Origin of the sequence: Bacteroides sp. AM10-21B (genome assembly GCF_003472565.1) — a bacterium.
Taxonomy (GTDB): Bacteria; Bacteroidota; Bacteroidia; order Bacteroidales; family Bacteroidaceae; genus Bacteroides; species Bacteroides propionicigenes.
Window position 1 is genome coordinate 48,582 of the sequence record NZ_QRME01000005.1, and the last position, 25,947, is coordinate 74,528.

Here is a 25,947-nt window from a genome sequence, read left to right on the forward strand (position 1 = left end):
AATATCAGAAGCGATAGTCTATGCTAAGACCGAAAACTTTGTTTGTACGGCTATACACGTTTGTACCGGGCAGGCCTGTACCGTTATAGTTTTGGCTGGTTTTGGTATAGTCGTCATAATTGGTCCACATATAGCCCACATTCAAATCGGCTCTTTCCGAAAGCCGCAATTTTGCACCTATACCCAAAGAGTAAGAATCACAGGAGAAACTGGTATCTGTCTGGTAATCATCAGACAAGCCGTAATCGGTGAACTGCACGCCGCCGCTCAGGGTCAGCCTGCTGATTACATCCCATTCTATACCAGCCAGATATTCGTTTGTTCCTTTTGTCAGATGCTTCTGCTTACCGTCTGCCATACCTGCGTTCTTATCATCATAGAAGTGATACTCTACCGATGCACGCAACACAGGAAGAAATTCATAGGCAGCAGCTACCGAAAGCATGGAAGGAATATCATTAGGAGTATTTACACCGTGCTTGAAAGCTGCCAACGCACCGTCTTCATCCGTATTTTTCTTAGTATTGTTCTCAATGTTCAGATTAGTCTTAAACTCGTATTTCGCGCCGAAATTGAATTTACCGAACTTGGCATCCACACCGATAACCGGAGTCAGCCCCCAACCTGTCTGGTCGCAGTCCAGTTCCAGATTCATCAGTTCCGTTCCCCCCAGTTCCTTATTAAGGTTCGCGTTCAGATAACCTTTATATCCACCCGTAAAATAGTTCATGCGTCCACCTGCAAATGCAGAGAGCCATTCTGTTATTTTATAAGTCAGTCCCAACTGTACGGAGTAAATGTATTGCTTACCCTCCATAGCACTGTTGATGGTATACATATCGGGAGTCAGGATAGGACTCTTTCCTCCGCTCTGCGCATACTTGGCTACGCTTTCTTGAAAAATACCCGCCATTGCCAGTGATTCGAACATAGGCAGCCCGTCGTCAAATGAAGCTTTTCCACCACCACCGGTAATAGCAAAGAAACCGGAAATAGTCCAATCTCCCTTTTTATAGGCAGCAAATACGCTGGGGATAACCGGTGCAGCAGCCTTACCTTCGTAATATTTGGTAAACGGCTTGTCTGAGGTAACAGGAATAGGTCGCTGAGTACTTGGATCAATACCGCTAATTCCTTTATACGTCATAAAACCGGCATCAATATTTCTTGTTTGGAACGCACTCTGAATACTCAAGGATGTATAAAATCCATCTTTAGGCAAAAAAGCCAAACCTGCAGGATTAGACAAAGCAGCATCTACACTGGTAGTATTTGCGCCACGAGACAACATACGAAGAAAAGCAGGGTGTTGATTTGTATTTGTCAGGAGACCTCCTGCAAAAGTTGGAATTGAAACGATTAACATCGCAATGCTAATCAATGAAATTTTTCTCATCTAAATCTTTTTTATTGTTTTCGGGCGCAAAGGTACAATAATATTGCACATAAAAAACTGTTTTGTGCATTTAATTTATAACAAGTAAAGATATTAATTGAAAATATCAATAGTTTCTATTGAAACATTTACAAAACACATATATTAAAGAGTAAGAGAAAATCTACTAATATTAAATCGTTCCACCACGGGGTACTTTTCGTTCCTCCACAGAGAACTTTCCGTTCCACCGTGGAGGAACGAAAAGTACCCCGTGGTGGAACGATATGAGCAAAGCAAGCACAAGCGATAATCGCTGAAAGAGGAAACAATGAAAACAACCTGCAACATATATCCTGAACCTTATTATCTTTGTATGTGTTATTTATTGAAGTAATAAGCGAAATATTCTAAAACTTAAAAACTCATGGCATATACTATTGCATTCTTCGGCAGCAAGCCCTACGACGAGGCTTCATTCAATGAAAAAAACAGTGAATACGGTTTTGAACTCCGTTTCTATAAAGGGCACCTCAACCTGAATAACGTTATCCTAACGCAAGGCGTGGATGCCGTCTGCATTTTTGTAAACGATACAGCCGACGCGGAAGTCATCCGGCAAATGGCGGAAAACGGAGTGAAACTCCTTGCCCTGCGCTGTGCCGGATATAATAATGTAGACTTGAAAGCGGCAGCGGAAAACGGTATCACCGTTGTACGCGTCCCCGCCTACTCTCCTTATGCGGTAGCCGAATACACGGTTGCCCTCATGCTCTCCCTTAACCGGAAGATACCCCGCGCCACTTGGCGTACACGTGACGGCAACTTCTCCCTGCACGGCCTTTTAGGATTCGATATGTACGGCAAAACCGCCGGTATCATCGGAACCGGTAAGATTGCCAAAAAATTAATCACCATCCTGCGCGGTTTCGGCATGAACATCCTTGCCTACGACTTGTATCCCGACCATAACTTTGCCCGTGAGCATCAAGTTGTGTACACCACGCTGGATGAATTGTACCACAGTTCGGACATCATCTCCCTGCACTGTCCTCTCACAGAACAGACCAAATACCTTATCAACGACTACTCCATCAGCAAAATGAAAGATGGTGTAATGATTATCAATACCGGTAGAGGGCAACTCATCCACACCAACGCTTTGATAGAAGGACTGAAAAACAAAAAAGTCGGTTCTGCCGGACTGGATGTGTATGAGGAGGAAAGCGAATATTTTTACGAAGACCAGTCGGATAAAATTATTGACGACGACACGCTGGCGCGTCTGCTGTCTTTCAATAATGTAATAGTAACTTCACACCAAGCATTCTTCACCCGTGAAGCACTTGCCAACATCGCAGCTACCACTCTGCTGAATATAAAGGACTTCATGGAACATAAGAAACTTGAGAACGAAGTCAAGCTGTAAAAGACTATTTATAAAACATTAATGATTCGCGGTCTAAACTTTCCGGCTCACTTGCTTGTTACATACAGATAAATCATTTTAAAAAAAAGACTGATTATGAAAAAAGTAATAGACAAAGCCGAAAGCCGCGGACATTCTCTGTACGACTGGCTCGACAGCTACCATACATTTAGCTTTGACGAGTATTATAATCCCCGCCGTATGAACTTCGGCGCCCTGCGCGTATTAAACGACGACCGGATAGCTCCCGGACAAGGATTTGGCACTCATCCGCATAAGAATATGGAGATTATCACCATCCCCCTGAAAGGCGAGCTGAAACATGGTGACAGCAAACAGAACAAGCGCACCATCACCGCAGGCTACATCCAGACGATGAGTGCCGGCACAGGCATCTATCACAGCGAAATGAACGGCAGTGATACCGAAACAGTGGAGCTTCTCCAAATTTGGATAATGCCCGAAAAACTGAATACACCGCCTGCCTATCAGGATTATGACATCCGTCCTTATCTGCATAAAAACGAACTTGCACTCATCGTATCTCCCGATGGCAACGCTCCCGCCAAAACGCTGCAACAGACATGGTTCTCTTTGGGAGAAGTAGAGGCGGGAAAGAAATTGGGCTATCACCTGCACCAATCGCACGCAGGCGTGTACATCTTCCTAATAGAGGGTGAAATAAAAGTAGACGGCACAGTACTGTCCCGCCGTGACGGTATGGGAGTGTATGAAACCAACAGCTTTGAAATAGAGACTCTGAAGGATTCACACATCCTGCTGATGGAAGTACCGATGTAGGACTTTTGCATAAAATAACAGCTAAACCGGAAGTTTGTGTAGCGTTTTTTGTAATATTGCGCTATAATTGAATCCGTACAATGAAACTTGATTACATCTACCATAGCGGCTTCGCAATTGAAGCGGACGGCGTGACGGTCATTATCGACTACTACAAGGACTCCTCGGAAGAGGTACCGAACCGGGGAATCATACATGACCGTCTGTTAAAAAAACCGGGAATACTCTACGTACTCTCCTCGCACTTCCACCCCGACCACTTCAATCGCGAAGTTCTTTCATGGAAAGAAGAGCGCCCCGATATCCGGTACATCTTTTCCAAAGATATTCTGAAACACCGGCGTGCAACGGCGGAAGATGCCACCTATATTAATAAAGGCGATGTCTGCAAGGACGAACATATCCGTATCGAAGCTTTCGGCTCTACCGATGTCGGCATCTCTTTTCTGATAGATTTGCAGGGCATCCGCCTGTTCCATGCCGGCGACCTGAACAACTGGCACTGGAGCGAAGAATCCACACCGCAGGAAATACGTAAAGCAGAAGGAGACTTTCTTGCAGAAATAAAAAACCTGCAACAAAAGGTCCCTCAGGTAGATGTAGCCATGTTTCCGGTGGACAGCCGCATCGGAAAAGATTATATGCGCGGTGCAGAACAATTCGTGGAACGAATAAAAAGCACTATATTTGCACCTATGCACTTCAGCGAGGACTATCAGGGCGGCAACGCATTCCGTACTTTTGCCGAAAGCAAAGGTTGCCGTTTTCTCACAATTTCCCGCCGAGGCGAAAGTTTTGATATTACTAAATAAAACATAGCATTATGAAAAATTTTACACAAGTTTTTATTGCACTATTCTGCCTCTGTATGCCTGCCTTGCTGCACGCCCAAAGAGATGACAGTAAATATCTGGCCGGCGCTGTTCCGGAAGTGGAGGGTAAAGTGATATTTACCAAGGACTTCAGCATTCCGGGTATGTCTCAAGATACAATCTACTCCCGCCTGTTGAAATGGATGGATGCACGACTGGCAAAAAATGAAAACAACAGCCGCATAGTTTTCTCTGACAAGGCTAAAGGACAGATTGTAGGCATGGGTGACGAATGGATTGTGTTCAGTTCTACAGCATTGTCGCTGGACAGAACAAAAATACTTTATCAGCTCACCGTTACCTGCCAACCGGAGAAGTGTATCCTTGAAGTAGAGAAAATCCGTTTCAGCTACCGCGAAGGAAAAGAAAAATATATCGCCGAAGAATGGATTACCGACCGGTACGCTTTGAATAAGTCCAAAACCAAACTGGTGCGCGGCCTTGCCAAATGGCGCAGAAAGACGGTGGATTTTGTAGATGACCTGTGCATCGATGTCACAGAAGCCTTAAGTGCCACTACAGCCAAAGCCCCTGTAGAGGAGAAAAAAGAAGAGAAGAAAGAGACCAAAGCACTCGTCAATTCCGGTACAACAGTGATTACTCCAAAAACACAGGTCACAATAAAAGCTCCCAAGACCGCTGCAACACCGGTCACCGTCACTACCATGCAAACAAATGCACCGGCATCCCCGGCTGCTTATAGAGAAATAGCGCCGGATGCCATTCCGTTCAATACTATTGAAACCGGAAACGGCAAATTAGTAATTGTGATTGGCGAAGAACCTTTCAACATGACTATGATGACTGCCAATGCCGGCGGTTCGTTAGGAAAAATTGCCGGTAACAAACCTGTCATATTCACTATTCTGTCACCGGAACAACCTTATGCACAAATGGATGCAGCCCAAAACTACACCGTGCGCTTCTATCCCAACGGCCAGACAGAACCTTCCGTCATTTTGGAATGCAAGAAAGTTCCGTCACAAGCTATGATAGAAGGTATGCCGCGTACATACATCGGCGAAATCCTGAAAGCAAAAATCAAATAAACCGATAATTTAAACCTAAATAAGTAACAACAGTGGAAATAAAAAGCAAATTTGATCATTTTAATATAAATGTTACCGATCTGGAACGCAGTATCGCTTTCTACGAGAAGGCGTTGGGACTGAAAGAACATCATCGGAAAGAGTCGGCAGACGGCTCTTTCACGCTGGTTTACCTCACAGACAGCAGCACAAGTTTCCTATTGGAACTAACCTGCCTGAAAGAACACCCCCAAGCCTACGAACTTGGTGAGAATGAAAGCCACCTCTGCTTCCGTGTAGCCGGAGATTACGACGCCATCCGTCAATATCATAAAGAGAACGGCTGGGTATGTTTTGAAAATACCGCTATGGGATTATATTTCATCAACGACCCTGATGATTATTGGATTGAAGTACTGCCTGCCAAGTAAGCATCCGATACATCCCACAGCACAGTAATGAACATTAATACTTAATACATTAATAACGTGAGTATAGAAGAAGCAATGATGGGCGGTATTGTTTTCAAAGGCAAGAAAGACAAGCCTAAAGAAGAAAACAAAATAAAGACCAAAGCCAAAAAGAAAACCTACATTACCGGCCAGCACGGTTCCGGTGCAGCAAAAATGAAAGCTGAAATTCGTAAGAAACGCGCGAATAGACATAAAGGGAAGTAAAAATTATTTTTCAAACGAACAGGTGTAAGTTCTACAAAATAGAATTTACACCTGTTTTTCTTTATTATATGCTTATCCACATCATATAAAACCACTATAAAATTATTCAACGAGAACAGTTATTAGCTATACAGTGTTAAAAAATCGCTTACTGATAAAAAAAGTTAATAGAAAACTTTGTTTTTACGTTCTTTACATATATTTTTGAGGAAGCAAACGAACAAATAATATTTTTGAAGAAAAGTGATTTTATCACAAAAGCATAAAAAAAATCACTACTTTTTTTTGTTTAGAAGAACTGTAGTGTATTTTCTTATATCAATAACTTTGAATAACACATATGCCCAGGTACAACGCGGCAAAAAAGATGATGCGAAAGCAGAATTAATATCTTTTAAAGACCGCTGGGGTATCAAGACAAATGCTGTTGATTGGTTATTGACCATCCCTAATATTGGTGTGGAATTTGACTTAGGCAACACGATTCGAAACAAGCGCACGATTGGAGCCAACCTAAAGTGGAATTGGAACACCTCGCAGAAATACACTCCTTCCCTTATCTTCAACGTATTCGATGCACGGGTAGAGTGGCGTCAGTATTTTCGTACCCGCAAAAGAGGCGGTGTTACCAAAGATGCCAATCTGATGACACGCCTTAAAGAACAAGTATTCACCACCCAACGTGAAAATCCGCGTCAGGAGCGAGCCTATTACTGGGGAGTTTACGTCAATGCCGCCAGCTACAATTTCAAAATAGGTAAGGAAGGTAAGCAGGGCAATGCCTATGGCGCCGGTATCAGCGTAGGCTATACTGCTCCGCTTTATGGCTATCGCAATAACTACATCGACATTGAAATGGGCGGTTCTATCGGACTGTTATACACCTCTTATGACGTCTACACTCACGACGCGGAAAGCGGATGCTACCCACGCATAGCCGAGAAATGCAAAGGCGGGCACATCGTGCCTTTCCCCCTGATAACAGATTTACGTGTAGCTTTCGTCTATCGGTTTATGTCCGCGGGCAGCAAATACAAAGAATCGGTCTACCGCCGGGTACAGCTACGTGACTTTGCCCGTCAGGCACTCAACGAAAAGATAAACAAAATGCGCGAGCGCATCGACTCCATTAATAATGCTGTACGCAAGCAGGGTTTCAGCCGTCCGGACAGTTTACTCAATAAAGAAGAACTGAAGCAATGGAAATTAATGCAGCAAGAGCGTAAAGAACTTGCTCTAAAAGAAGCTGCCGACAAACTGCGTAAAGAAGTTGCAGATTCTTTAGGAATACAGCTTAGTGACAGCCTCACTTCCGAACAAGAAAAATCGATACGCAAAGCATTGAAAGTACGTGAAGAACAACTGAAACAAAAATCTGAAGTACAAGATTCTACCAAAATATCCAAGCGCACCGAAAAAAAGAAAAAGAAAAAGAATAAGAAGGCGAAAGCCGAAGCTACCAAAGAAGATACAGAAACTGTTCAGGGAGAAGCAACTTCGCCCAAGAAGGAGGATGAATGATGAAGCACAAAGTACTGACATATCTAACTCTCAGTCTGCTGTGCGGTATCTTTGCCTGCACCTCAGTAGAGCTCTGTCCGGAGACAGAGCATCCGCATGCCGCAACTATCCAAGCGCAGTTCAATTGGGGAAAATATGATAATGAAAAACCCGGTCAGATGAATATCGTAGCAAGCCGGATTCTCAATACTTGGCGCGCGCATGGTATTTCCGAAACCGGAGAAGAAAAGAACAGTGTGATAAACGGTATATCAGCACCAATCGTCTCCGATGAAACAAGCGACGCCCCTATCCCATTCCGTCTGAAAGGCGGCGAATACAAAGTTTTTGCCATCAATACCCACGACAGGTTGGTTATTGATAGTCTAAACTGTTACCTCACCCATCCGGAGGCCACAGTAGATACACTCTATCTGCATATGCTTGAGACCTCACGCGATGATATAAAAGAATTGCAAGGGCTTAACCTACCCGACTTTAATCCGACTTATAGATATATCAAAAATCCGGGACGCATCTTCTACGGAATAAACAAGGACGTCACTATAGAAACCGGACAGCCCCAAGTGCTTCATTTCGATATGCAGCCGGTGAGCCAGGAAATACAAGTGAAGTTCAGTGTCAAAAAGGCCGGAACCCTTAAAAATGAGATTAATATAGAACAGGTTGTAGCAGAAATATCAGGAGTGTGCGGACGCCTCAATATTGCCGACGCTTATTTGGATACAGACCGTCTTTACCGCATGGTTTTCTCATTCGACAACTTACAGATAGAAACCAACGGAGATGTCAGCACATACTCTACCACATTTTATACCATGGGAATAGTGCCCAGCCCCAAAGAAAATCTGCTTGTAGGGCAAGGAATCCTGCAAATAGCGGTAAAGGCCTCTGTCCCGAAGCCGGGAGATAATAAAACTTTATTAAAACGCTTTTTCTATGCAGCGGGCAATCCCCGACAAACTTTAGTCGACGCACAATTGATAGAACAGAGGGAAAATGGCAAAAGCTATTTGCGCTACCAAGAAAAACCGGTAGTAATAGAAATGGGAACTATGCTGGAAATAGATTCACAGGAAATAATCGACCATAAGGACGAAAATACCTGGGAGGATCAAGATAAAGATGACGACATAGATATAGAAATGTAATAGTTACGGAATGCTATATAATAGAAAGGCCATACACATTTATTTAGGCTTCCTACTCATGTTGCTGTGCAGCTGCGGAAACCTGTTTACGGGAGACGAAACGCCTACCGAAACTGATGTGGTGGACCCGGAACCGGACTCCGGCATTGACGATGACTACAACGAAGCACTCCCTGTTATGATTGCTTTCAATCCACCTAATTATACCATACTGACGCGTGGGCAAGGCGCGCTTTCCCCTGATGACGAAGGCTATCTGGAGAAATTGGAGAATGCCGACTTCCATGTTTATGCATTCCGTTCTGACACTCCCAAAGGAGGCATGAATTATGGTATTACACGAGAGAGTGACAAAGAGATTTGCCTCATAGACGGAAGTACGGGTATACAAGGACAAGATGCCAGCCTTAATATGCACGGGAAAAAAGCCAGCTATACAAGCGTCACCTCATTTGCCCAATGGCAGGATGAGAATGACCAACCTATGTACAGCCAATTGTCAACGGTGACACCTTTCGACTTTTTCGCATATTACATAGATGACCTTAAACAAGCCGCAAGCAACAGTGATGCAGATTTCTTACCCGGAACCTACCGTAACTTTACCCGCAATGAACAAGGTATCAGTTTTGAAGTGGCGGTAGATGGTTCACAAGACTTAATATCTGCTGTTGCAGAACTGACGGAAGACGAGAAAACCAATATAGCCGCCATGCCGGAGGAGGAAAGGAATAATGTAATGAAATACTATTACAGTACTTACACAGCTCGTCGTAACATCACTCCCGTATTCAACCTGCGTCATCAACTTGCACACGTACGATTTAACATTAAGGCTAACATGAGACAGGATGTCATGATAAAGAGTATCGGTATCGAAAGCATTTACAAAGGAAAATTCACCGTTGCCGGACATGACTTCTCGCAAATAGGCGTCAGCTTCAATGAAAAGGCGGGAACGCACCGGCTCGAACTAAAAGAAGCAGACGGCAGCCGGTTCGAGCCACGAGAATTGAAAATAGGAATGACCGAAATTATACCATCACTGAAAGGAACTTCACTACTTGTACCGCCATCCAACAGTGCAGTACTTATCGTCGAAGCCGAAGCACGTACGAAGATACTGGATAATCCGGAGGTATGGGATGACCATTATCCCTATACACTCACTTATCCGCTAAAAGATATGGTCAAAAACAGCTCCCAATCTTCTTATGGATTCCTGGCGGGTTGGAGATATACCATAAATATCACTATTTCCGGTCCGGAAGAAATGGAAATCAAAGTCGAAATAGAGGGCTGGGAGAACGGTGGCGATATTGAAGTAGATGGAGAAGATATGTTTGAATGAAACTATAAAAAGAGAATTATATAAATTGATTTATTAATTAAAATTTAATGATTATGAAAAAGCAATTTTTCTATGCAACATTGGCCATCGCATTGATGAGCAGCTGTTCAAAAGACAATGATCCGGGGACAACAACCGATCCGACTGATCCGACCGTTCCGGAAGTAATTGATGACACAACTCCGGCAGCAATCCAATTAGGAATTGGAAACCCGACCATTATTGCAACAAGAGGTACAGGTAGCGTAGGTGACATAACAGGAAGTAATGGCAACGTATGGAATGGACAAGAGCTTTCCATCTATATGTTTCCCAAAGGAACAGTAGCCGAGTATGCAGATAGCCCATTAGCGGGTTTAACGTTTAATGCTCCTGCTAATGCAGCTACCGGTGCAATCACTAACTCCACTCATGCGGTAAAATATTATCCTATGCAGGGAGCGTTTGATTTCTATGGTTATCATATGGATACAAAAAATAATGAAACGCCATCCACACCTACCGAAGATTGGACTACAGCCAATACTTTAAAAGTAAATGCTACGATTGATGGAACAAACGATGTTATGGCAGCGAAAGCCGATTTGACGATAGCTGACAAAGTAGTACTCATCAACAAAAAATTGGGAACAGATACATACAAAGCAAGTGATGATGGAACAAAAGTAGTAGCTGTCGCTAATGGCACAACAGAAATAGCTGGAGAAGATCTGGTTACATTAAATGCAGAAATAGCAAAAGCATTCAGTTCTTACGCCGCTCGTAGAACAATACAACCGAATTTAATCTTTAAGCACTTATTATCTCGCTTGAAATTCAATGTCATTGCAGGTGAAGAACAAGCTGCAATAGACCAATATGGTGCTGGCAAAAAATTCCCCGCAGTCCCCGGACATAAATTTGACTCCAATAATGCTAATGAAGCTGAAATGACTGACGGAGCCGTATACATCAAAAAAATTGCTTTAACAGACCCTAAGAGCAATGTAAGCATTGTTTTCACTCCAAACAACTTCACCTTAGAAGCTGCCGCAGCAACTCAGGGTACATCATTCGTATTGAAACAACGCGCAGCGGCAAATACTCCTGCAGCGGAATTGGAAGCATTATCACCTGTTGCACCTGCCAAATTTATTGCAAATGCCAGTAGAACAGATGAGAATAAAACGGATTGGCAGACTCCCGTTGGCGAGAGTATGATGGTTGTTCCCGGAGAAACCACTCTCAAACTTGAAATCGAAGTTGCGCAGTACAAGATAACAACAGAAGCGCATGATGGGCAAGAAGCTCAATACGCATGGATGCAAGAACCCAAGCCTCTTACAGCCACAGTGAAAGCGCCTACAAACACAATAGATGGAGCAACAATAAATACCTTTGAGGCCGGAAAATCATATAATGTCAACATTACAGTATTTGGTTATCAGAAGATCGAGGTTACTGCAACTTTGGAAGGATGGATTAATGGCGGTGACATTGATGTTAATCCTGAAGATGAAGCATTTACCCCTGTAATCTGATAATATTTCTTTCACTTTTTTATCTATGCTTTACCCCAAAGAAGATATAGAGTGAAAGTTAAAATACCCTGTGGAATGAAAGTTTTTTTATTCCACAGGTAATCTTTCTTGTTCACTCGCAAAAACCTATCAGCAAGGTAATGCGGGAAATAATAATAAAACAAATGAAAGATACAAATATACACTTTATGTAGAGATATAATAAATACGTTTTACTAAATACTCATTATAATTATGAAAAAGAATATATGGATTTTGGCATTGGCAGTAACCGCACTTTTTGCCGCCTGCTCTAAAAATGATGATCCTACAACCAATCAAGATTCACAAGAACCGGAACAAACTGTAACTGAAAATGATTTCGAAGGTCCCAACGGAGAAGTCGTTGTACAATTAGGGGCACTTAGTACACCATCGGCAATCATCACTCGCGGTACGGGCGTTATTACCGGTACTGATATCACTGTATTGGATAATTTAGGAATTTTTGCTCTGGCTCAAGGTGCAACCTATACAGCTGATGATATAACCAACTGGGGTACTGAGGCATCAAACAACAACTGCATTCTGATGAATGTAAAAGCTAAAGGTACTGCAACAGATCCGTACGATACAGAAGTACACGGAACTACCGTAAAAAGATTAACCCTTTTTGATCCTAAAGCTACAACTGATGGGGCTGTATACTACTATCCGATGCAAGGTGCGCAAAATTATAATTTCCATGGGTATTTTCCTCGACAAGATGACAGCAAAGTAAAAATCACCAATGGAGAAGTATATGTAGAGTTCAGCGGCCTGATCGGTGATGATGATATTATAACCGGTGTATCAACTCCCGCTCCCGTTATTACCTCATTATATGAAGATGAAAAGAATCTCACTCCTACCACCGGACTGAGTCTGAATGGGTATAATGCCAAATATATCCGTAAGATTAAATACAGCAATTGGATTATAGACCAATCTAATTCTGCAATTGCAAAAGATCAGAAGCACCCGTTTATTCCAAGTATATCATTTGACCATAAGTTAACAAAACTCAACTTTCAGATTATCACAGCACAGAAGCAGGCTGACGGTACAGACATACCATATAACGACCGTGTAGAAGCTGCAAAACTAAGAATCAGTGACATTGTAATGACCGATATTTCCAACCAGGCAAACTTGAAAGTATCTACAGGAGAGTTGGAATGGAATGACGCCAGCACGGCTGCATTAGATATGATTAAAGCTAATCCTGATGCAACATTCACCGTGGATGGTACAACAACCAATCTCTGGGATAAAAAAACAATAGGCGCTACAACCAAAGATGTCATTGCACCACAACTCTACAAGACAAACGAAGAATTAGTACAAACGCCTTACATATCCGCCGGTTATCTGATGGTAAGACCTCAAAACAACTACACCATCACACTGAACATTATAGCAAACTTGGCCGGGGCTACACCTCAAATTCAATCCGTTACTTTACCTATCAAATTAGCGAACAACAATCCTTTCGTTGCAGGAAGCGAATATGATATCCGCATCGGTGTCTATGCTTTACAAGCAATATTTATTGATGCAAGTCTGAAAGATTGGAACAAAAGTGACGAAAATGTAGATGTAGATATTGAATAAAAACATATTCAACAAACATTTATGTAAATGAGCAAACGAGTAAACATATCGTATCTCTTTAGTATCATACTCCTGCTGCTGACAGGGTGTGAACAAGAAAATTCACAGACTCCTTCCCCAAATAACGGGGAGGAGCCGGTGGAGATTCTTTTGAGCGCCAATGTCATGCAAGTAAGCGCCTCTATTATAACCCGAAACGACTTTGTAGACGAGACATCTTTCAAAGACGGTACAAAACAAGTCGGAGTATTTGGTTTACGAACGCAAGACGGTTCTTTCAATAATCAACCTTATGTGGATAATTTTGCCTTTACCAATACCAATGGCAAGTTATCCGGTGACGGACATATCTATTTTCCTCCAGGCTATGGAAAGATTACAGCATACTTGTACGGATATTACCCATATACCGACGACACAGAACTGTACCGTCAAGGCAATGAGGTACTTATCAGAGTGAAAGGCGGACTTAGCGGAACAACAGATGCCAAGTGGGCAAATGCCCAGACAGATCCGCTTCACGCTACAGCTTCGCACACTATTGAAAGAATTGAAGGTGCTACAAACGACCGTTCACAGATAACTCTTGCCTTACCCTTTTACCACAAAATGGCCCAACTGCAAATTACAGTCGAAACCCAAAGTGGCAATGAAGGCAAATATCAACTACAAGAGATTATCACAACTTTCAGTGAACACCAGCATGGATATATGAATGTACGTGACGGAGTGATAATTTCTGCCGATACCGGTAAGACAGAAATATGCACAGAGATACTTCCTAACGGGGGAGAATTCATCGGTGTATCTACAATTGAAAACCCTGTCGCTCCACAAAGCAAACATAGTGTACTGCCCGGCACCAATGCTATCAAGAGAATTCAAATCAAAGTAAACGGGAAAGAGTATGAAGCCTTCAATGCCACTACAGCCGGTAAAGGCATAAACCTGACAGCAGGCTACATTACAGCCATAAAAATTAATTTCAATCCAAGTACCGATGTTCAGGCTACTTTGGACGATACGTGGAACACTAAGGAAGAACATACTTTTGATACTACTAACTAAAAAACACTTATGCTAAGACACTACTATACTATCCCCATACGCGGTGTGCTCCTCTTGCTGCTGCTTTGCAGCCTACCCGCCTTGCACGCCCAACAAGTAGCCGTAAAAACCAATGGACTGATGCTTGCTGCCATGATGCCCAATGTTGGTTGCGAATTTGTCGTAGGCGAACGGAGTAGTATAGACCTTTCCGCTTTCGGTTCAATCAATATCTATGGCAACAAAGCCAAAATGATAGGCTTTCAGCCGGAATACCGTTATTGGTTCAACGGTCGCCCCATGACCCGCGAGTTTATCGGCGTAGCCGCTCTCGGCGCATCCTACGACATCACTTGGGGACGCCACATTTATCAAGGAGACGCAGCCGGAGCAGGTATAACCTTCGGCTATTGCTTCAACCTGAACAAACGTCTCAACATAGAATGTTACGGCGGCTTCGGAGCTGTCTATTTCAGACAAAAACAATATTACGTCAACGATAACTATGAAGACTATCAAGAGAATGGAACCGCACACGCTAACGCCACCGGCTATAAACTGTTACCTATTAAAATAGGAATTTCCATATCATATATTCTCAAATAAAAAACATCGCCATGAGAAGTTTCATCCAGACATTAGCTCTTTGCGCCGCAATGATGTATATGGCTTCCGCACCAGTCATGGCGCAACAAATATCTATCGTATCCGGTAAAGTACTGAACTTGCCGGAAGGAGAAAAAAAAGCACGCCCGTTTCCTGTAACCGAGAAAGTCTATGTTTTTGCTTTCAACACCGTAGCCGCAGCACGCGACGCACTTAAACAACTGGAAGGCGGTGGCGGTACTATGATGTCTGATGCAGATGCTGTGGCCGGTCCGGACGGATATTATGAAATACGAGTAGCAGAAAATGGCGCTCTCATCTTCCGCGTAGCCATGAAAAGCGAACTGCTGGAAGTAAATTATAAACAAACCATCGACCTCTCCATCGATGGCGGCATTGCCTTGGATGAAGTAGAAGTCGTAGCAGAAAGTAAGCGCCCGCAACCCAAGCCGGTAGCCGGAAAAATAGTGGGCAACAAACTCATTGTAGACAACTCCGTCACTATTCCCAACAATTACGGAGCTGCAAACCGCCGGCTCATCATGCAACCCTACGTACTGGACTGTACCACAGAAGATACAGTAAGATATATAGACCCTACTGTAATAGACGGTGTAGAATACGGATTGACGCAAGACAGACGTATGGCATATAACATGAAGAATGATATACTGGCACCTTTCATCAACCAACGACGTGCACTGAATGAGGAACGTTTTGACCTGATAGTTAAAGATTCCGTACCCGTACCCGATCCGCGCCGTATCTACAGTGTACTAACCAAAGTTATTATCGCAGATTATACACATCCCACCTATCAAGACGAATGGAAACTAACCACCTGCAAAATTAAACGCCCTTTGCAGTTTCTGGAATTCTCTTTTCCGGACTTTGCACTGGATCCCAATAAATATAAAGAGACTCCGCGTCGTGAACGACGGAATACAGCCGGAAATATCTCACTCACCTTTCTTGTAGGCAAAGCACAGCTTGATCCAGAAGACCCGAATAACGAGCTGCAGATGAACAAACTAAAAAACAATTTGCTGGAAATCATCAATGGAGAAGGTACTACACTGAAAGAATTCAAGATTACAGGTGTATCATCCCCCGAAGGTCGGTATGCCAGCAATCTCGCATTGGCAAAGGAACGTACGAACTTTGCTCTTCAACAGATAACTTCTGTAATCCCTGCCGAAAAATGGAAGCGTGTATACAAACATCCCACTGAGACGCGTGTAGCAACATGGGACGAAGTGGCAGACTTGCTGGAACAGGATTCTTTATTGAATGAGGCCGAAGAAATACGTGCCGTCACAAAGAAATTTAAAAATCCGGATGCCCAGTTTGCTACCATTTCACGTCTCCCTTACTACGCAACAACCATAAAAGAACGGTTGCCAAGACTACGTACCGTCCAATATGAATATAAACACGAGATTTTCCGGGAATTGAATCCGGATGAAATTCTGGACCGCTACCAAAACGATCCAAACTATCGTGAAGGGAAAAAACAATTCACCCGATACGAATACTGGCACCTTTTCCAAATGGTTAAAGACCCGAAAGAAGCGGAAAAAATATTCCGTCGCGCTTATAAGGAAACAATGGCCTATGATCTGAAAGGGAAAGAAAAGCCCTGGATTTTGGCCGCAAACAACCTTGCCATAGCATTGTTGCGCCGAGATACATTCGATATAGAAGTTTTGAAACCATTGGTAGACATTACACGTAAGGTGAACCTTGTTGATCGTTTCAACGATGGTATCAGTGTTATAGAAACAGAAGTAAATCCCGAAGTTGTCGTAGCCAATCAACTGGCCATGTACATACGCGCCTATAATTTTGATGACGCAAGTATATTGGCCGGGTTATTGCCCGATACGGAACGTTTCCAAATGATAAAGGCTTTTGCCAACTGCCTCGGCGGATATTATGACTACCGAGGTGCAGCTAACGTCAAAGAGTCAGAAGAACGGAAAAAAGTTTTCCAACTGGTAAAATCATCATCTCCCATGAACAACATAGTAATGTGTATGGCTATGGAAACCGACCTTTACAATCGAGAAGCGGAAAAAATTCTAAAAGAAATGCCAGTCAATGCACTGACTAAATACTTAAAACTCGTCCTATTTATACGCGCCAACAAACTATATGAATGGAGTTACGACAATGCGCTGGCATTTGACGAAGCCTGTAAGATGCTTGATGAAATCATAAAAATGGAGACCAAATATCACAAGATTGCCGAAAATGACGGTGAAATCAGCAAAGAATTCATGGAATACTTCGACCAGGGAGATTGGAAACTTTATTAAGGTGAAAGTTGAGAGTTGAAAGTTCAAGTTGAAAATTATGAGAAGACTACTAACAGGATTAATACTACTGACTACGGCATTGACAGCCACAGCACAGCAAAAAGACACAACGAATATTGGATTCGATGCGACAAAACGCGCTTTTGTCAAACGTTACAAACACCCGGATGCCGTTCCCTTTGATTCATTGTGGAAAAACAATGTCTATATTTCCATTTTGGGAGGAATGGACAAAATGATACCGCGCGGCGATGCCGACTTCAATATAGGACCGGTAGGAGGAATTGCCGTCGGTTGGCAATTCGCTCCCTCCCACTCCTTACGAACTACATTACTGGCGGGAAACTTCTCCCGAAAGATAGACAACGAAACGCTGACACGCATCGGCTTGCAAACTGACTATCTGCTAAATGTCACTTCCTTTATCAGTGGATACAATCCCGGAAGAATTTTTGAGTTCTCTACATTAGCTGGGCTTGGTTATCAATGCTCATCATTCGCAGGCACCACCAAACACATAGGCGAACTACATTTGGGTATGCAATTAAAGCTGCATCCGACAAGTCATGTAGATTTTTATATAGAACCACGTTTCACTATCCTGACTGACGGGATAGATCATTCTTTCCAAAAAAATTGGCACAAATATGATATGACTTACGGTGCAGTAGTAGGTATGAACTATCGTTTCAAAGCATGGAAACCTTTTGGCAAAATCCGGACTTTGGAAGGCGACAAATTCATGGATAACACCTTTATCAGTATCGCGGCAGGCGGACAGTTTCAAGCTTCTCGTCTGACTAACGAGATAGGGCTCACCAAATCTATCGGTCCTCATTTCAGCCTGTCAGTAGGTAAATGGCTGATACCGGCATTGGGGTTAAGGTTATCCGGATTCAGGTCTGATGATACATGGCACAAAAAGGAGATTGTCGCAACAGATGACAACCCGGGAGAAGAGTTTTATGAAATGTCCACCTATACAGGCGGGCGTCTGGAAGGTATGCTGGACGCAACTTACTTTTTCAATGGGCATCAACTGCATCCTCGTTTCTCTGCCAACATACTTGCCGGCGGAGAACTGGGTTACATAAAGAAAGAAAACGGATATCATCCAGCCAAAGGCGGGTATACAGGTTTTACAGGTGGAGTTCAACTCAAATATCGGTTCGCCGATGAGATTTCACTATTTATTGAGCCACGTACCACCTTTGCCTCTTACTCTTTAAAGACAAGTGAAAAAGAACAAGGACGAAACGTTGCTAAAAAGTACACAGACAATCTGTTTAATATCAATATAGGTATTGAGATACAGCGTGCCAATGAAGAAAATCGTATGGCTCGCTCCCTGAACCGAGAAGTATTCACACCCTCTTTCTTTGTTAGCGGCGGAATAGGTTTTTCCACTCCGATTCAAGTCAAACGTTATGCCCTTAAACGATACTTCGATTATCAAGCCATAATCACGGCAGGACGTATTTTCACCCCCTTATCCTCACTTCGTTTAGGAATTGATTTCGGTCCTTTCTCCGTAGACTTGAAGGAAGGAGAAGCAAAATATAATATGCCGAGCGGAAGTCTTGATTATATGCTGAACCTAACCAATCTGATGATGGGATATGACCCTGAACGTAAATACGATGTACAGCTATTTGCCGGAATAGTGGCATCTATGCGGCTGAAACAAGAAAATAGTTTCTTCATTGGCGGAGAAGCGGGACTACAAGCCTCTTATCAAGTAAGTCGCCGCTTCAAAGTTTTTCTTGAGCCCAAAATCCGCATTTACGGAAAGGAATTGTTGATGCAAAATAATGTACAGGGAAAAGATATCATGATGTCCCTGCATACCGGAACCTGTTTCTCTTTTTAGTCAGAAAGAAAGTTTATTTCAGAAGTTCATCAATCTTCTTAACCAATGAAGAGAACTCTTCCGGATTGTAAAGACGGGTAAGCATTACAATCTGCCCTTCTTTGTCTATTAAAACATTACGGGTTATACCTGCCTGACGCAACGCATATTTGGCAAAGATATCGGCTCCCGGATCCAATCCCAATGGGTATGTAACACCTGTAGCTTTACCGAAAGCAACAACCTTCTTCAGCGGTTCGTCACGATCGATACCCATTAACACAAAATTCGGATTAGACTTATGTTTCTGCCAAATATCTTTTTCAATAAAAGGCATTTCTTTACGGCATACACCGCACCAACTGGCAGTGAATTGCAGCATTACCACTTTGCCGCGAAGCTCAGAAAGTTTAACTGTCTTACCATCTGTCAACGTTACGGTAAAATCAGGAGCCATCTGTCCTACTTTCACAATATAACCGGCATTGTCCGCCTCCACTTCCTGTGCCATACTTATCATACTGCACAATGCAAACAAGCCGAACACCAATAATCTGAATTGTTTCATTTTCCTCTCATTTTAATAATTCATAAATATACATTTTATCGCAAAAGAAAGGAATTGGACATAACAAAACAAATAGAACATAAACTCTTTGTAAATCTTTAACTCATATTTCTAATAGAATTCCCGTCCCTTAGATATTAGGTTTTATATCCAACTTTACCGGCTTAACCATATTTTCCGGTTTCAGAATCGTATCCAAGTCTTCTTTGGAAAGAATATTGTGTTCCAAGACTAATTCATAAATACCTTTTCCCGTTTCAAGAGCTTCCTTAGCTATCTTGGTAGAATTTTTATAACCGATAACCGGGTTGAGGGCAGTAACTACACCGATACTATCATGTACATATCTGCGGCATACTTCTTCATTAGCGGTAATGCCATCGATACAAAGAGTACGCAAAGTATCGAATCCGTTCATCAACAAATCGGCTGATTCAAAACAACATTGTGCCATAACAGGTTCCATTGCATTCAGTTCCATTTGAGCCGCTTCACCACTCATGGCAACACAAAGATCATTACCTATTACTTTATAATCTATCTGATTCATTACCTCAGGAATAACAGGATTCACTTTGCCCGGCATAATGGAAGACCCCGGCTGCATAGCGGGAAGATTTATCTCTCCCAACCCGCAACGAGGACCGGATGCAAGCAGACGAAGGTCATTACATATCTTATTCATCTTCACAGCGACCCTTCTCATTGCTGAAGAATAACCTACCAAACAAGAAGTATCGGAGGTGGCTCCCACCAAATCATCAGACAGCTTAATATTCCATCCCGTAATCTTCTTTAAAGCCTTCACACATTTCTCAGCATATCCCGGTTCAGCCGTAATGCCTGTACCAATGGCAGTAGCTCCCATATTAACGGTAAGGAAATCCTCGGCTGCAAAATTCAGGTTCTTTATTTCATCGCGCAAAATACTGGCGAATCCATTGAATGTTTGTCCGAGAGTCATAGGTACAGCATCTTCCAACTGGGTGCGCCCCATTTTGATAATATGTTTAAACGCTTCCGCTTTACGCTGGAACGCGTTAATCAATTCCTCAAAATGTTTCACAAGTTTGAGGTGAGTATAATACATACCTATATGTATAGCAGTAGGATAGGCATCATTTGTTGACTGTGAGCGATTTACATGGTCATTCGGAGAACAATATTGATACTCGCCACGGTTATGTCCCATGATTTCAAGAGCACGATTGGCAATTACCTCATTGGCGTTCATGTTGGTAGTCGTTCCGGCTCCTCCTTGAATCATGTCTACCGGAAACTGCTCATGATGCTTTCCTTCAAGGATTTCATTACATGCCTTCAAGATGGCATCAGATTGTTTCTCGGTAAGCAAACCAAGCTCAAAATTAGCCATAGCCGCCCCCATTTTAGTAATAGCAAGAGCGTGGATAAACAAAGGATATTCGTTTAGATGAAATTTGCTAATACGAAAATTCTCAATACCTCTAAAGGTTTGTACTCCATACATAGCAGACTCGGGTATTTCACGACTGCCAATTAAATCACTCTCGACACGAGTTTTTTTGGATAGTTCCTCTTTCATAATATATATTTATTAACTGTTTTCACAGATAGTCATCAAAGGATAACCAAAGATATAACAAATTGTTTTGTAAACGTACCATTCAAATATTTAGTTAACAAACTTTAATAACAGACGATTAATGCACATAACTTTATATATAGTATATCAAAAAGAAACAAATCAATCCAAAATGCAGATGCTCAACAAAAAGTTAATAAATATTTTATTTAGAAAATATAAAGTAATATATACAACTATTCCACCCTTTTTTTGTTATATATAGAATATTTTTAGAAATTAGCCAAATCAAAACTTAGATAACCTTTCTCTAATCTTAAAATAACAAGTGTATGATCTTACAATTATTATTTGTACTGACTGCTATTATCATAGGCGCACGCTTAGGAGGCATAGGTCTCGGAGTAATGGGCGGCGTAGGCTTAGGTATACTAACTTTTGTATTCGGGCTACAACCCACGGCACCTCCAATAGATGTTATGTTAATGATTGCTGCCGTTATTTCCGCAGCATCTTGTATGCAAGCTGCTGGAGGGTTGGACTATATGGTAAAGTTAGCTGAAAAACTCTTGCGCAAAAATCCGTCCCAGGTAACTATCCTTAGCCCTATCGTCACATATTTATTTACTTTTGTAGCCGGAACCGGACATGTTGCTTACTCTGTCCTGCCTGTCATAGCCGAAGTAGCAACTGAAACCAAAATTAGACCCGAACGCCCATTAGGCATCGCAGTAATTGCCTCACAACAAGCCATTACAGCAAGTCCCATTTCGGCAGCCACAGTCGCATTGCTTGGTCTCCTTGCCGGATTTGATATCACTTTATTCGATATATTAAAAATAACAATTCCGGCAACAATTCTCGGTGTACTGGTAGGTGCATTTTGCTCCATGCGTATAGGAAAAGAGCTAATTGACGATCCAGAATATCAAAAACGTATGGCAGAAGGTTACTTTAACGGCAGAAAGGTGAAAATTGATGACGTAAAGAATAAGCGCCACGCCATGCTTTCAGTGCTTATATTTATTCTCGCTACTGCATTCATTGTTCTTTTCGGTTCATTTGAAGGTATGCGCCCCTCATTCCTGATTGATGGAAAAACGGTTACTTTAGGTATGTCCGCTATTATAGAAATCATCATGCTTTCAGCAGCAGCCATTATTCTATTGGTTACTAAGACTGACGGAATCAAAGCGACACAAGGCTCCGTTTTTCCTGCCGGAATGCAAGCTGTAATTGCTATTTTCGGTATCGCTTGGATGGGTGATACATTCTTGAACGGTAATATGTCCCAGCTTACCGCCTCTATTGAAGGCATTGTACGCCAAATGCCCTGGCTGTTCGGTATTGCTCTGTTCGTTATGTCCATTCTGCTATACAGCCAAGCAGCTACAGTACGCGCTTTAGTTCCACTGGGCATTGCTCTGGGGATATCACCATATATGCTGATAGCCATGTTTCCTGCTGTGAACGGATATTTTTTCATCCCGAACTATCCCACCGTAGTCGCGGCTATCAATTTTGATCGCACAGGAACAACCCGCATCGGTAAATATATACTCAATCATTCTTTTATGATGCCGGGGATTGTTTCTACAGTAGTCGCAATTGCCTTAGGATTATTATTCATACAAATTTTCTGATATAATATACTTCAACCTATTTTTTAATTTAAACAATTAAAGTTATGAAAAAATTAGAAAGACTTAGTATGGTAGCCGCTATGCTACTGTTTTCTGTAGTAATGGCTTTTGCACAACAGAAGCCTAACATCCATATCCTCGCCACCGGTGGAACTATTGCCGGAACAGGCACATCTGCAACAGCCACTAACTATACAGCCGGACAAGTAGCAATCGGAACCCTGCTTGATGCCGTACCCGAACTGAAAAACATAGCTAATGTAACAGGTGAGCAAATCGTTAAGATAGGTTCACAAGATATGAACGATGATGTTTGGCTAACCCTTGCAAAAAAAATCAACCAACTACTGAAACGCTCTGATATTGACGGGATTGTAATAACTCACGGAACTGATACAATGGAAGAAACAGCCTATTTTCTTAATCTGACGGTTAAAAGCGACAAACCGGTAGTTTTAGTCGGAGCCATGCGTCCTTCTACTGCCATCAGCGCTGATGGACCTCTCAACTTATACAATGCCGTTGTAGTGGCCGGAGCAAAAGAGTCTAAAGGGAAGGGTGTCTTAGTGGCAATGAACGGAAGTATACTTGGTGCGACAAGTGTATTGAAGATGAATACCGTTGACGTACAAACATTTCAGGCTCCCAATGCCGGTGCACTCGGATACATTCTGAATGGTAAAGTTACCTATAATATGTCATCGGTAAAGAAACATACAATCCTGTCTGTATTTGATGTTACCAACTTGAATGCACTTCCCAAAGTAGGAATCGTTTACAGCTATTCGAATATTGAAGCTGACATGGTAACTCCAATGCTGAATAACGGATATAAAGGTATTATCCACGCAGGAGTAGGCAACGGAAACATCCACAAAAATATATTCCCCGTATTAATGGATGCACGTAAGAAGGGTATCCTTGTAGTGCGCTCATCAAGAGTGCCAACTGGCCCCACCTCCCTTGACGCAGAAGTAAACGATGCACAATACCAGTTTATCGCATCACAAGAATTGAATCCCCAAAAATCACGCGTTCTTTTAATGCTTGCATTAACCAAAACCAATGATTGGAAACAAATTCAGGAATACTTCAACGAATACTAAAAACAGATAGAAATGATAAAGAAACTAACATTTATACTCTTGATAGCGGGCTGTGTACAAAATACGTATGCTCAAGATGCGAAGAAGAGTGAGAAGTTCCTTGAGAATAAAACTCTGTTTGAAGAACTCACCAACGTAAAGAAAAAGCAGGATAAATTCAACTTATTCCTCAATATGCAAGGTAGTTTCGACGCAAATTTCCGCGACGGCTTTGAAGAAGGAGCTTTTAAAATGAAGCAACTTCGCATTGAAGCCAAAGGAAATATCAATCATTGGCTTTCATACCGGTACAGGCAACGGTTAAACCGCTCGAATGACAGCAGCGGTAATATAGATAACCTACCTACTTCGATTGATATTGCAGGAATTGGTGTAAAACTTGGAAAAGGATTTTCCATCTTCGCCGGCAAACAATGTACCGCATACGGTGGTATCGAATTCGACTTGAATCCTATCGAAATATATGAATATAGCGATATGATTGAGAACATGAGCAACTTCATGACCGGCTTGAACATCGGCTATGACATTAATGCCCATCAACAGTTGAATCTGCAAATTCTGGATAGCCGTAACGGTTCTTTCAACAAAACATATGGAGTTGAGACAGAAGAAGGTGAACTCCCCACAATAGAAACCGGTAAACTTCCGCTTGTATACACACTGAACTGGAATGGTAACTTTAATGACGTCTTCAAGACACGCTGGTCTGCCTCCATTATGAATGAAGCAAAGGACAAGTATCTTTATTATTACGCATTCGGTAATGAATTAAATTTAAACAAGTTCAATATGTTCCTCGACTTCATGTATTCCAAAGAAAGCATTGACCGCAAAGGAATCATGACGGGAATAACAGGCAGTATGGAGGGACACAACGCTTCCGATGTCGGCTATTTTTCGATGGTAACCAAGTTGAACTATCGCTTCCTGCCGAAATGGAATGCTTTTGTAAAAGGAATGTACGAAACGGCTTCGCTCTCCAAACAACAAGGAGATTTAGAAAAAGGTAAATACCGCACTGCATGGGGTTACTTTGCCGGTGTAGAGTTTTATCCTATGGATACAAACTTACACTTCTTCCTTACTTATGTAGGACGCTCATATGATTTCACAGCTCGTGCCAAAGCACTTGGACAAAACAATTACTCTACAAGCAGGGTATCGGTAGGGTTCATCTATCAGTTACCGATGTTCTAAACGGGCTCAATAGAAATTTAGCGGGGATAAGCATATATACATTCTGTGCAAGAAGTATTCAGCCGGCAAAGAGCTGTTTTTGATGTATATCATAATTCATTTTGACGTGTATCAAAATGAATTATGATATACATCAAAACAGAGAATATTCTTGGATTTCAATCTGCATCTGTACCCCTTCCACCCTTCCGAACCCTCCTGTTTATAAGGGATAGCGGGTGGAACCTGCTTTTTACTCCCCCAATGACGCATCTCGGCTTCCCAAACCTCACACCTCAGTTCCCTTAACCACGGACGTTTGTCCTGCAAACCACAGGCATTTGAGGAGCTAAGGTGTGAGGTTTGGGAAGTTGAGGTGCGTCATTGGAATTACCGGAATTATAGTCTGCGATATGGGGTTCCACCCGCTATCCCTTATAAACAGGAGGGTTCGGAAGGGTGGAAGGAGCACAAGTACAAACTGTATTATTACATCAAACAAAATCTCCACGGATTTTCTACTGCTCCTGCATCCCCTTTACATTATTAGAAATAGAAAACTCCGAAATATCAAAGTAGATATTTCGGAGTTTCTTCGAGGTTCCTGGCGGATTCGAACCGCCGTACACGGTTTTGCAGACCGCTGACTAAGCCACTCATCCAAGGAACCAATCTTTCTCGTTTGCGGATGCAAAGGTAGTACATTTTTT

21 protein-coding genes and 1 tRNA gene are annotated in these 25,947 nt (G+C 42.3%); 18 read left to right on the forward strand and 4 right to left on the reverse strand.

All coding sequences use genetic code 11. From position 1 onward, the window contains the following. Positions 1-4: 4 nt before the first annotated feature. The gene (locus DW121_RS07665; RefSeq protein WP_118323445.1) at positions 5-1,396 is read right to left on the reverse strand and encodes an OmpP1/FadL family transporter; all 1,392 of its coding nucleotides are present in this window, start codon (positions 1,394-1,396) and stop codon (positions 5-7) included. Between the two features lie 406 nt (positions 1,397-1,802). Between DW121_RS07665 and DW121_RS07670 the strand changes: the two genes are divergently transcribed. The 15 genes from DW121_RS07670 (at position 1,803) to DW121_RS07740 (ending at position 19,198) form a co-directional block, all read left to right on the forward strand. Beyond that, positions 1,803-2,804 carry a 2-hydroxyacid dehydrogenase gene (locus DW121_RS07670; protein WP_117713239.1) on the forward strand — a complete coding sequence of 334 codons (1,002 nt, stop codon included), beginning with the start codon at positions 1,803-1,805 and terminating at the stop codon, positions 2,802-2,804. A gap of 96 nt (positions 2,805-2,900) precedes the next feature. After that, complete coding sequence (locus tag DW121_RS07675; protein WP_117713238.1) at positions 2,901-3,605, forward strand: pirin family protein; 705 nt, start codon at positions 2,901-2,903, stop codon at positions 3,603-3,605. 80 nt (positions 3,606-3,685) lie between these two features. Then, on the forward strand, positions 3,686-4,417 hold the full coding sequence (locus DW121_RS07680; protein WP_117713237.1) for an MBL fold metallo-hydrolase: 732 nt from the start codon (positions 3,686-3,688) through the stop codon (positions 4,415-4,417). 11 nt (positions 4,418-4,428) lie between these two features. Next, entirely contained in the window at positions 4,429-5,526 is a 1,098-nt protein-coding gene (locus tag DW121_RS07685; protein WP_117713236.1) for a DUF4468 domain-containing protein, read from the forward strand. Between the two features lie 32 nt (positions 5,527-5,558). Next, positions 5,559-5,936: a VOC family protein gene (locus DW121_RS07690; protein ID WP_117713235.1), complete on the forward strand. Its 378-nt coding sequence runs from the start codon at positions 5,559-5,561 to the stop codon at positions 5,934-5,936. A 57-nt stretch (positions 5,937-5,993) separates the two neighbouring features. After that, positions 5,994-6,182: a hypothetical protein gene (locus DW121_RS07695; protein ID WP_118323446.1), complete on the forward strand. Its 189-nt coding sequence runs from the start codon at positions 5,994-5,996 to the stop codon at positions 6,180-6,182. Between the two features lie 243 nt (positions 6,183-6,425). Further along, positions 6,426-7,703 carry a DUF3575 domain-containing protein gene (locus tag DW121_RS07700; RefSeq protein WP_118323447.1) on the forward strand — a complete coding sequence of 426 codons (1,278 nt, stop codon included), beginning with the start codon at positions 6,426-6,428 and terminating at the stop codon, positions 7,701-7,703. Beyond that, positions 7,700-8,854 carry a DUF5119 domain-containing protein gene (locus DW121_RS07705; RefSeq protein ID WP_117713232.1) on the forward strand — a complete coding sequence of 385 codons (1,155 nt, stop codon included), beginning with the start codon at positions 7,700-7,702 and terminating at the stop codon, positions 8,852-8,854. The genes DW121_RS07700 and DW121_RS07705 overlap by 4 nt, the downstream gene beginning before the upstream one ends. Before the next feature lie 10 nt (positions 8,855-8,864). Further along, positions 8,865-10,205: a fimbrillin family protein gene (locus tag DW121_RS07710; RefSeq protein WP_118323448.1), complete on the forward strand. Its 1,341-nt coding sequence runs from the start codon at positions 8,865-8,867 to the stop codon at positions 10,203-10,205. 53 nt (positions 10,206-10,258) lie between these two features. Then, positions 10,259-11,725, forward strand: coding sequence for a fimbrillin family protein (locus DW121_RS07715; RefSeq protein ID WP_158573919.1), 1,467 nt, complete (start codon positions 10,259-10,261; stop codon positions 11,723-11,725). Between the two features lie 234 nt (positions 11,726-11,959). Continuing rightward, complete coding sequence (locus tag DW121_RS07720; protein ID WP_118323450.1) at positions 11,960-13,357, forward strand: fimbrillin family protein; 1,398 nt, start codon at positions 11,960-11,962, stop codon at positions 13,355-13,357. Between the two features lie 27 nt (positions 13,358-13,384). Then, the gene (locus DW121_RS07725; protein WP_118323451.1) at positions 13,385-14,425 is read left to right on the forward strand and encodes a fimbrillin family protein; all 1,041 of its coding nucleotides are present in this window, start codon (positions 13,385-13,387) and stop codon (positions 14,423-14,425) included. A 9-nt stretch (positions 14,426-14,434) separates the two neighbouring features. Further along, positions 14,435-15,010: a DUF3575 domain-containing protein gene (locus DW121_RS07730; protein WP_118323452.1), complete on the forward strand. Its 576-nt coding sequence runs from the start codon at positions 14,435-14,437 to the stop codon at positions 15,008-15,010. Positions 15,011-15,021: 11 nt separating this feature from the next. Continuing rightward, positions 15,022-17,328, forward strand: a complete 2,307-nt coding sequence (locus DW121_RS07735) for a hypothetical protein (protein WP_233514881.1) — start codon at positions 15,022-15,024, stop codon at positions 17,326-17,328. A gap of 37 nt (positions 17,329-17,365) precedes the next feature. Next, positions 17,366-19,198: an outer membrane insertion protein gene (locus DW121_RS07740; protein WP_118323555.1), complete on the forward strand. Its 1,833-nt coding sequence runs from the start codon at positions 17,366-17,368 to the stop codon at positions 19,196-19,198. 13 nt (positions 19,199-19,211) lie between these two features. On the opposite strand, the gene DW121_RS07745 is transcribed toward DW121_RS07740, so the two are convergent. Both DW121_RS07745 and DW121_RS07750 read right to left on the reverse strand, forming a co-directional pair. Continuing rightward, a complete protein-coding gene (locus DW121_RS07745; RefSeq protein WP_117711448.1) occupies positions 19,212-19,745 on the reverse strand; it encodes a TlpA family protein disulfide reductase in 534 nt (177 codons plus the stop codon). 130 nt (positions 19,746-19,875) lie between these two features. Beyond that, positions 19,876-21,309 (reverse strand): aspartate ammonia-lyase, encoded by a 1,434-nt coding sequence (locus DW121_RS07750; RefSeq protein WP_118323453.1) that lies wholly within the window; start codon positions 21,307-21,309, stop codon positions 19,876-19,878. Positions 21,310-21,641: 332 nt separating this feature from the next. Between DW121_RS07750 and DW121_RS07755 the strand changes: the two genes are divergently transcribed. From DW121_RS07755 to DW121_RS07765, 3 genes are read left to right on the forward strand one after another with little or no spacing between them, the layout of a single operon-like run. Continuing rightward, positions 21,642-22,952, forward strand: a complete 1,311-nt coding sequence (locus DW121_RS07755; RefSeq protein ID WP_117711446.1) for an anaerobic C4-dicarboxylate transporter family protein — start codon at positions 21,642-21,644, stop codon at positions 22,950-22,952. A gap of 44 nt (positions 22,953-22,996) precedes the next feature. After that, a complete protein-coding gene (gene ansB / locus DW121_RS07760) occupies positions 22,997-24,058 on the forward strand; it encodes an L-asparaginase 2 (RefSeq protein WP_117711445.1) in 1,062 nt (353 codons plus the stop codon). Between the two features lie 15 nt (positions 24,059-24,073). Beyond that, positions 24,074-25,258, forward strand: a complete 1,185-nt coding sequence (locus tag DW121_RS07765; protein WP_117711482.1) for a porin — start codon at positions 24,074-24,076, stop codon at positions 25,256-25,258. A 577-nt stretch (positions 25,259-25,835) separates the two neighbouring features. Here the strand turns inward: DW121_RS07765 and DW121_RS07770 are convergent. Continuing rightward, positions 25,836-25,907, reverse strand: a tRNA-Cys gene (locus tag DW121_RS07770). Positions 25,908-25,947 lie beyond the last annotated feature (40 nt).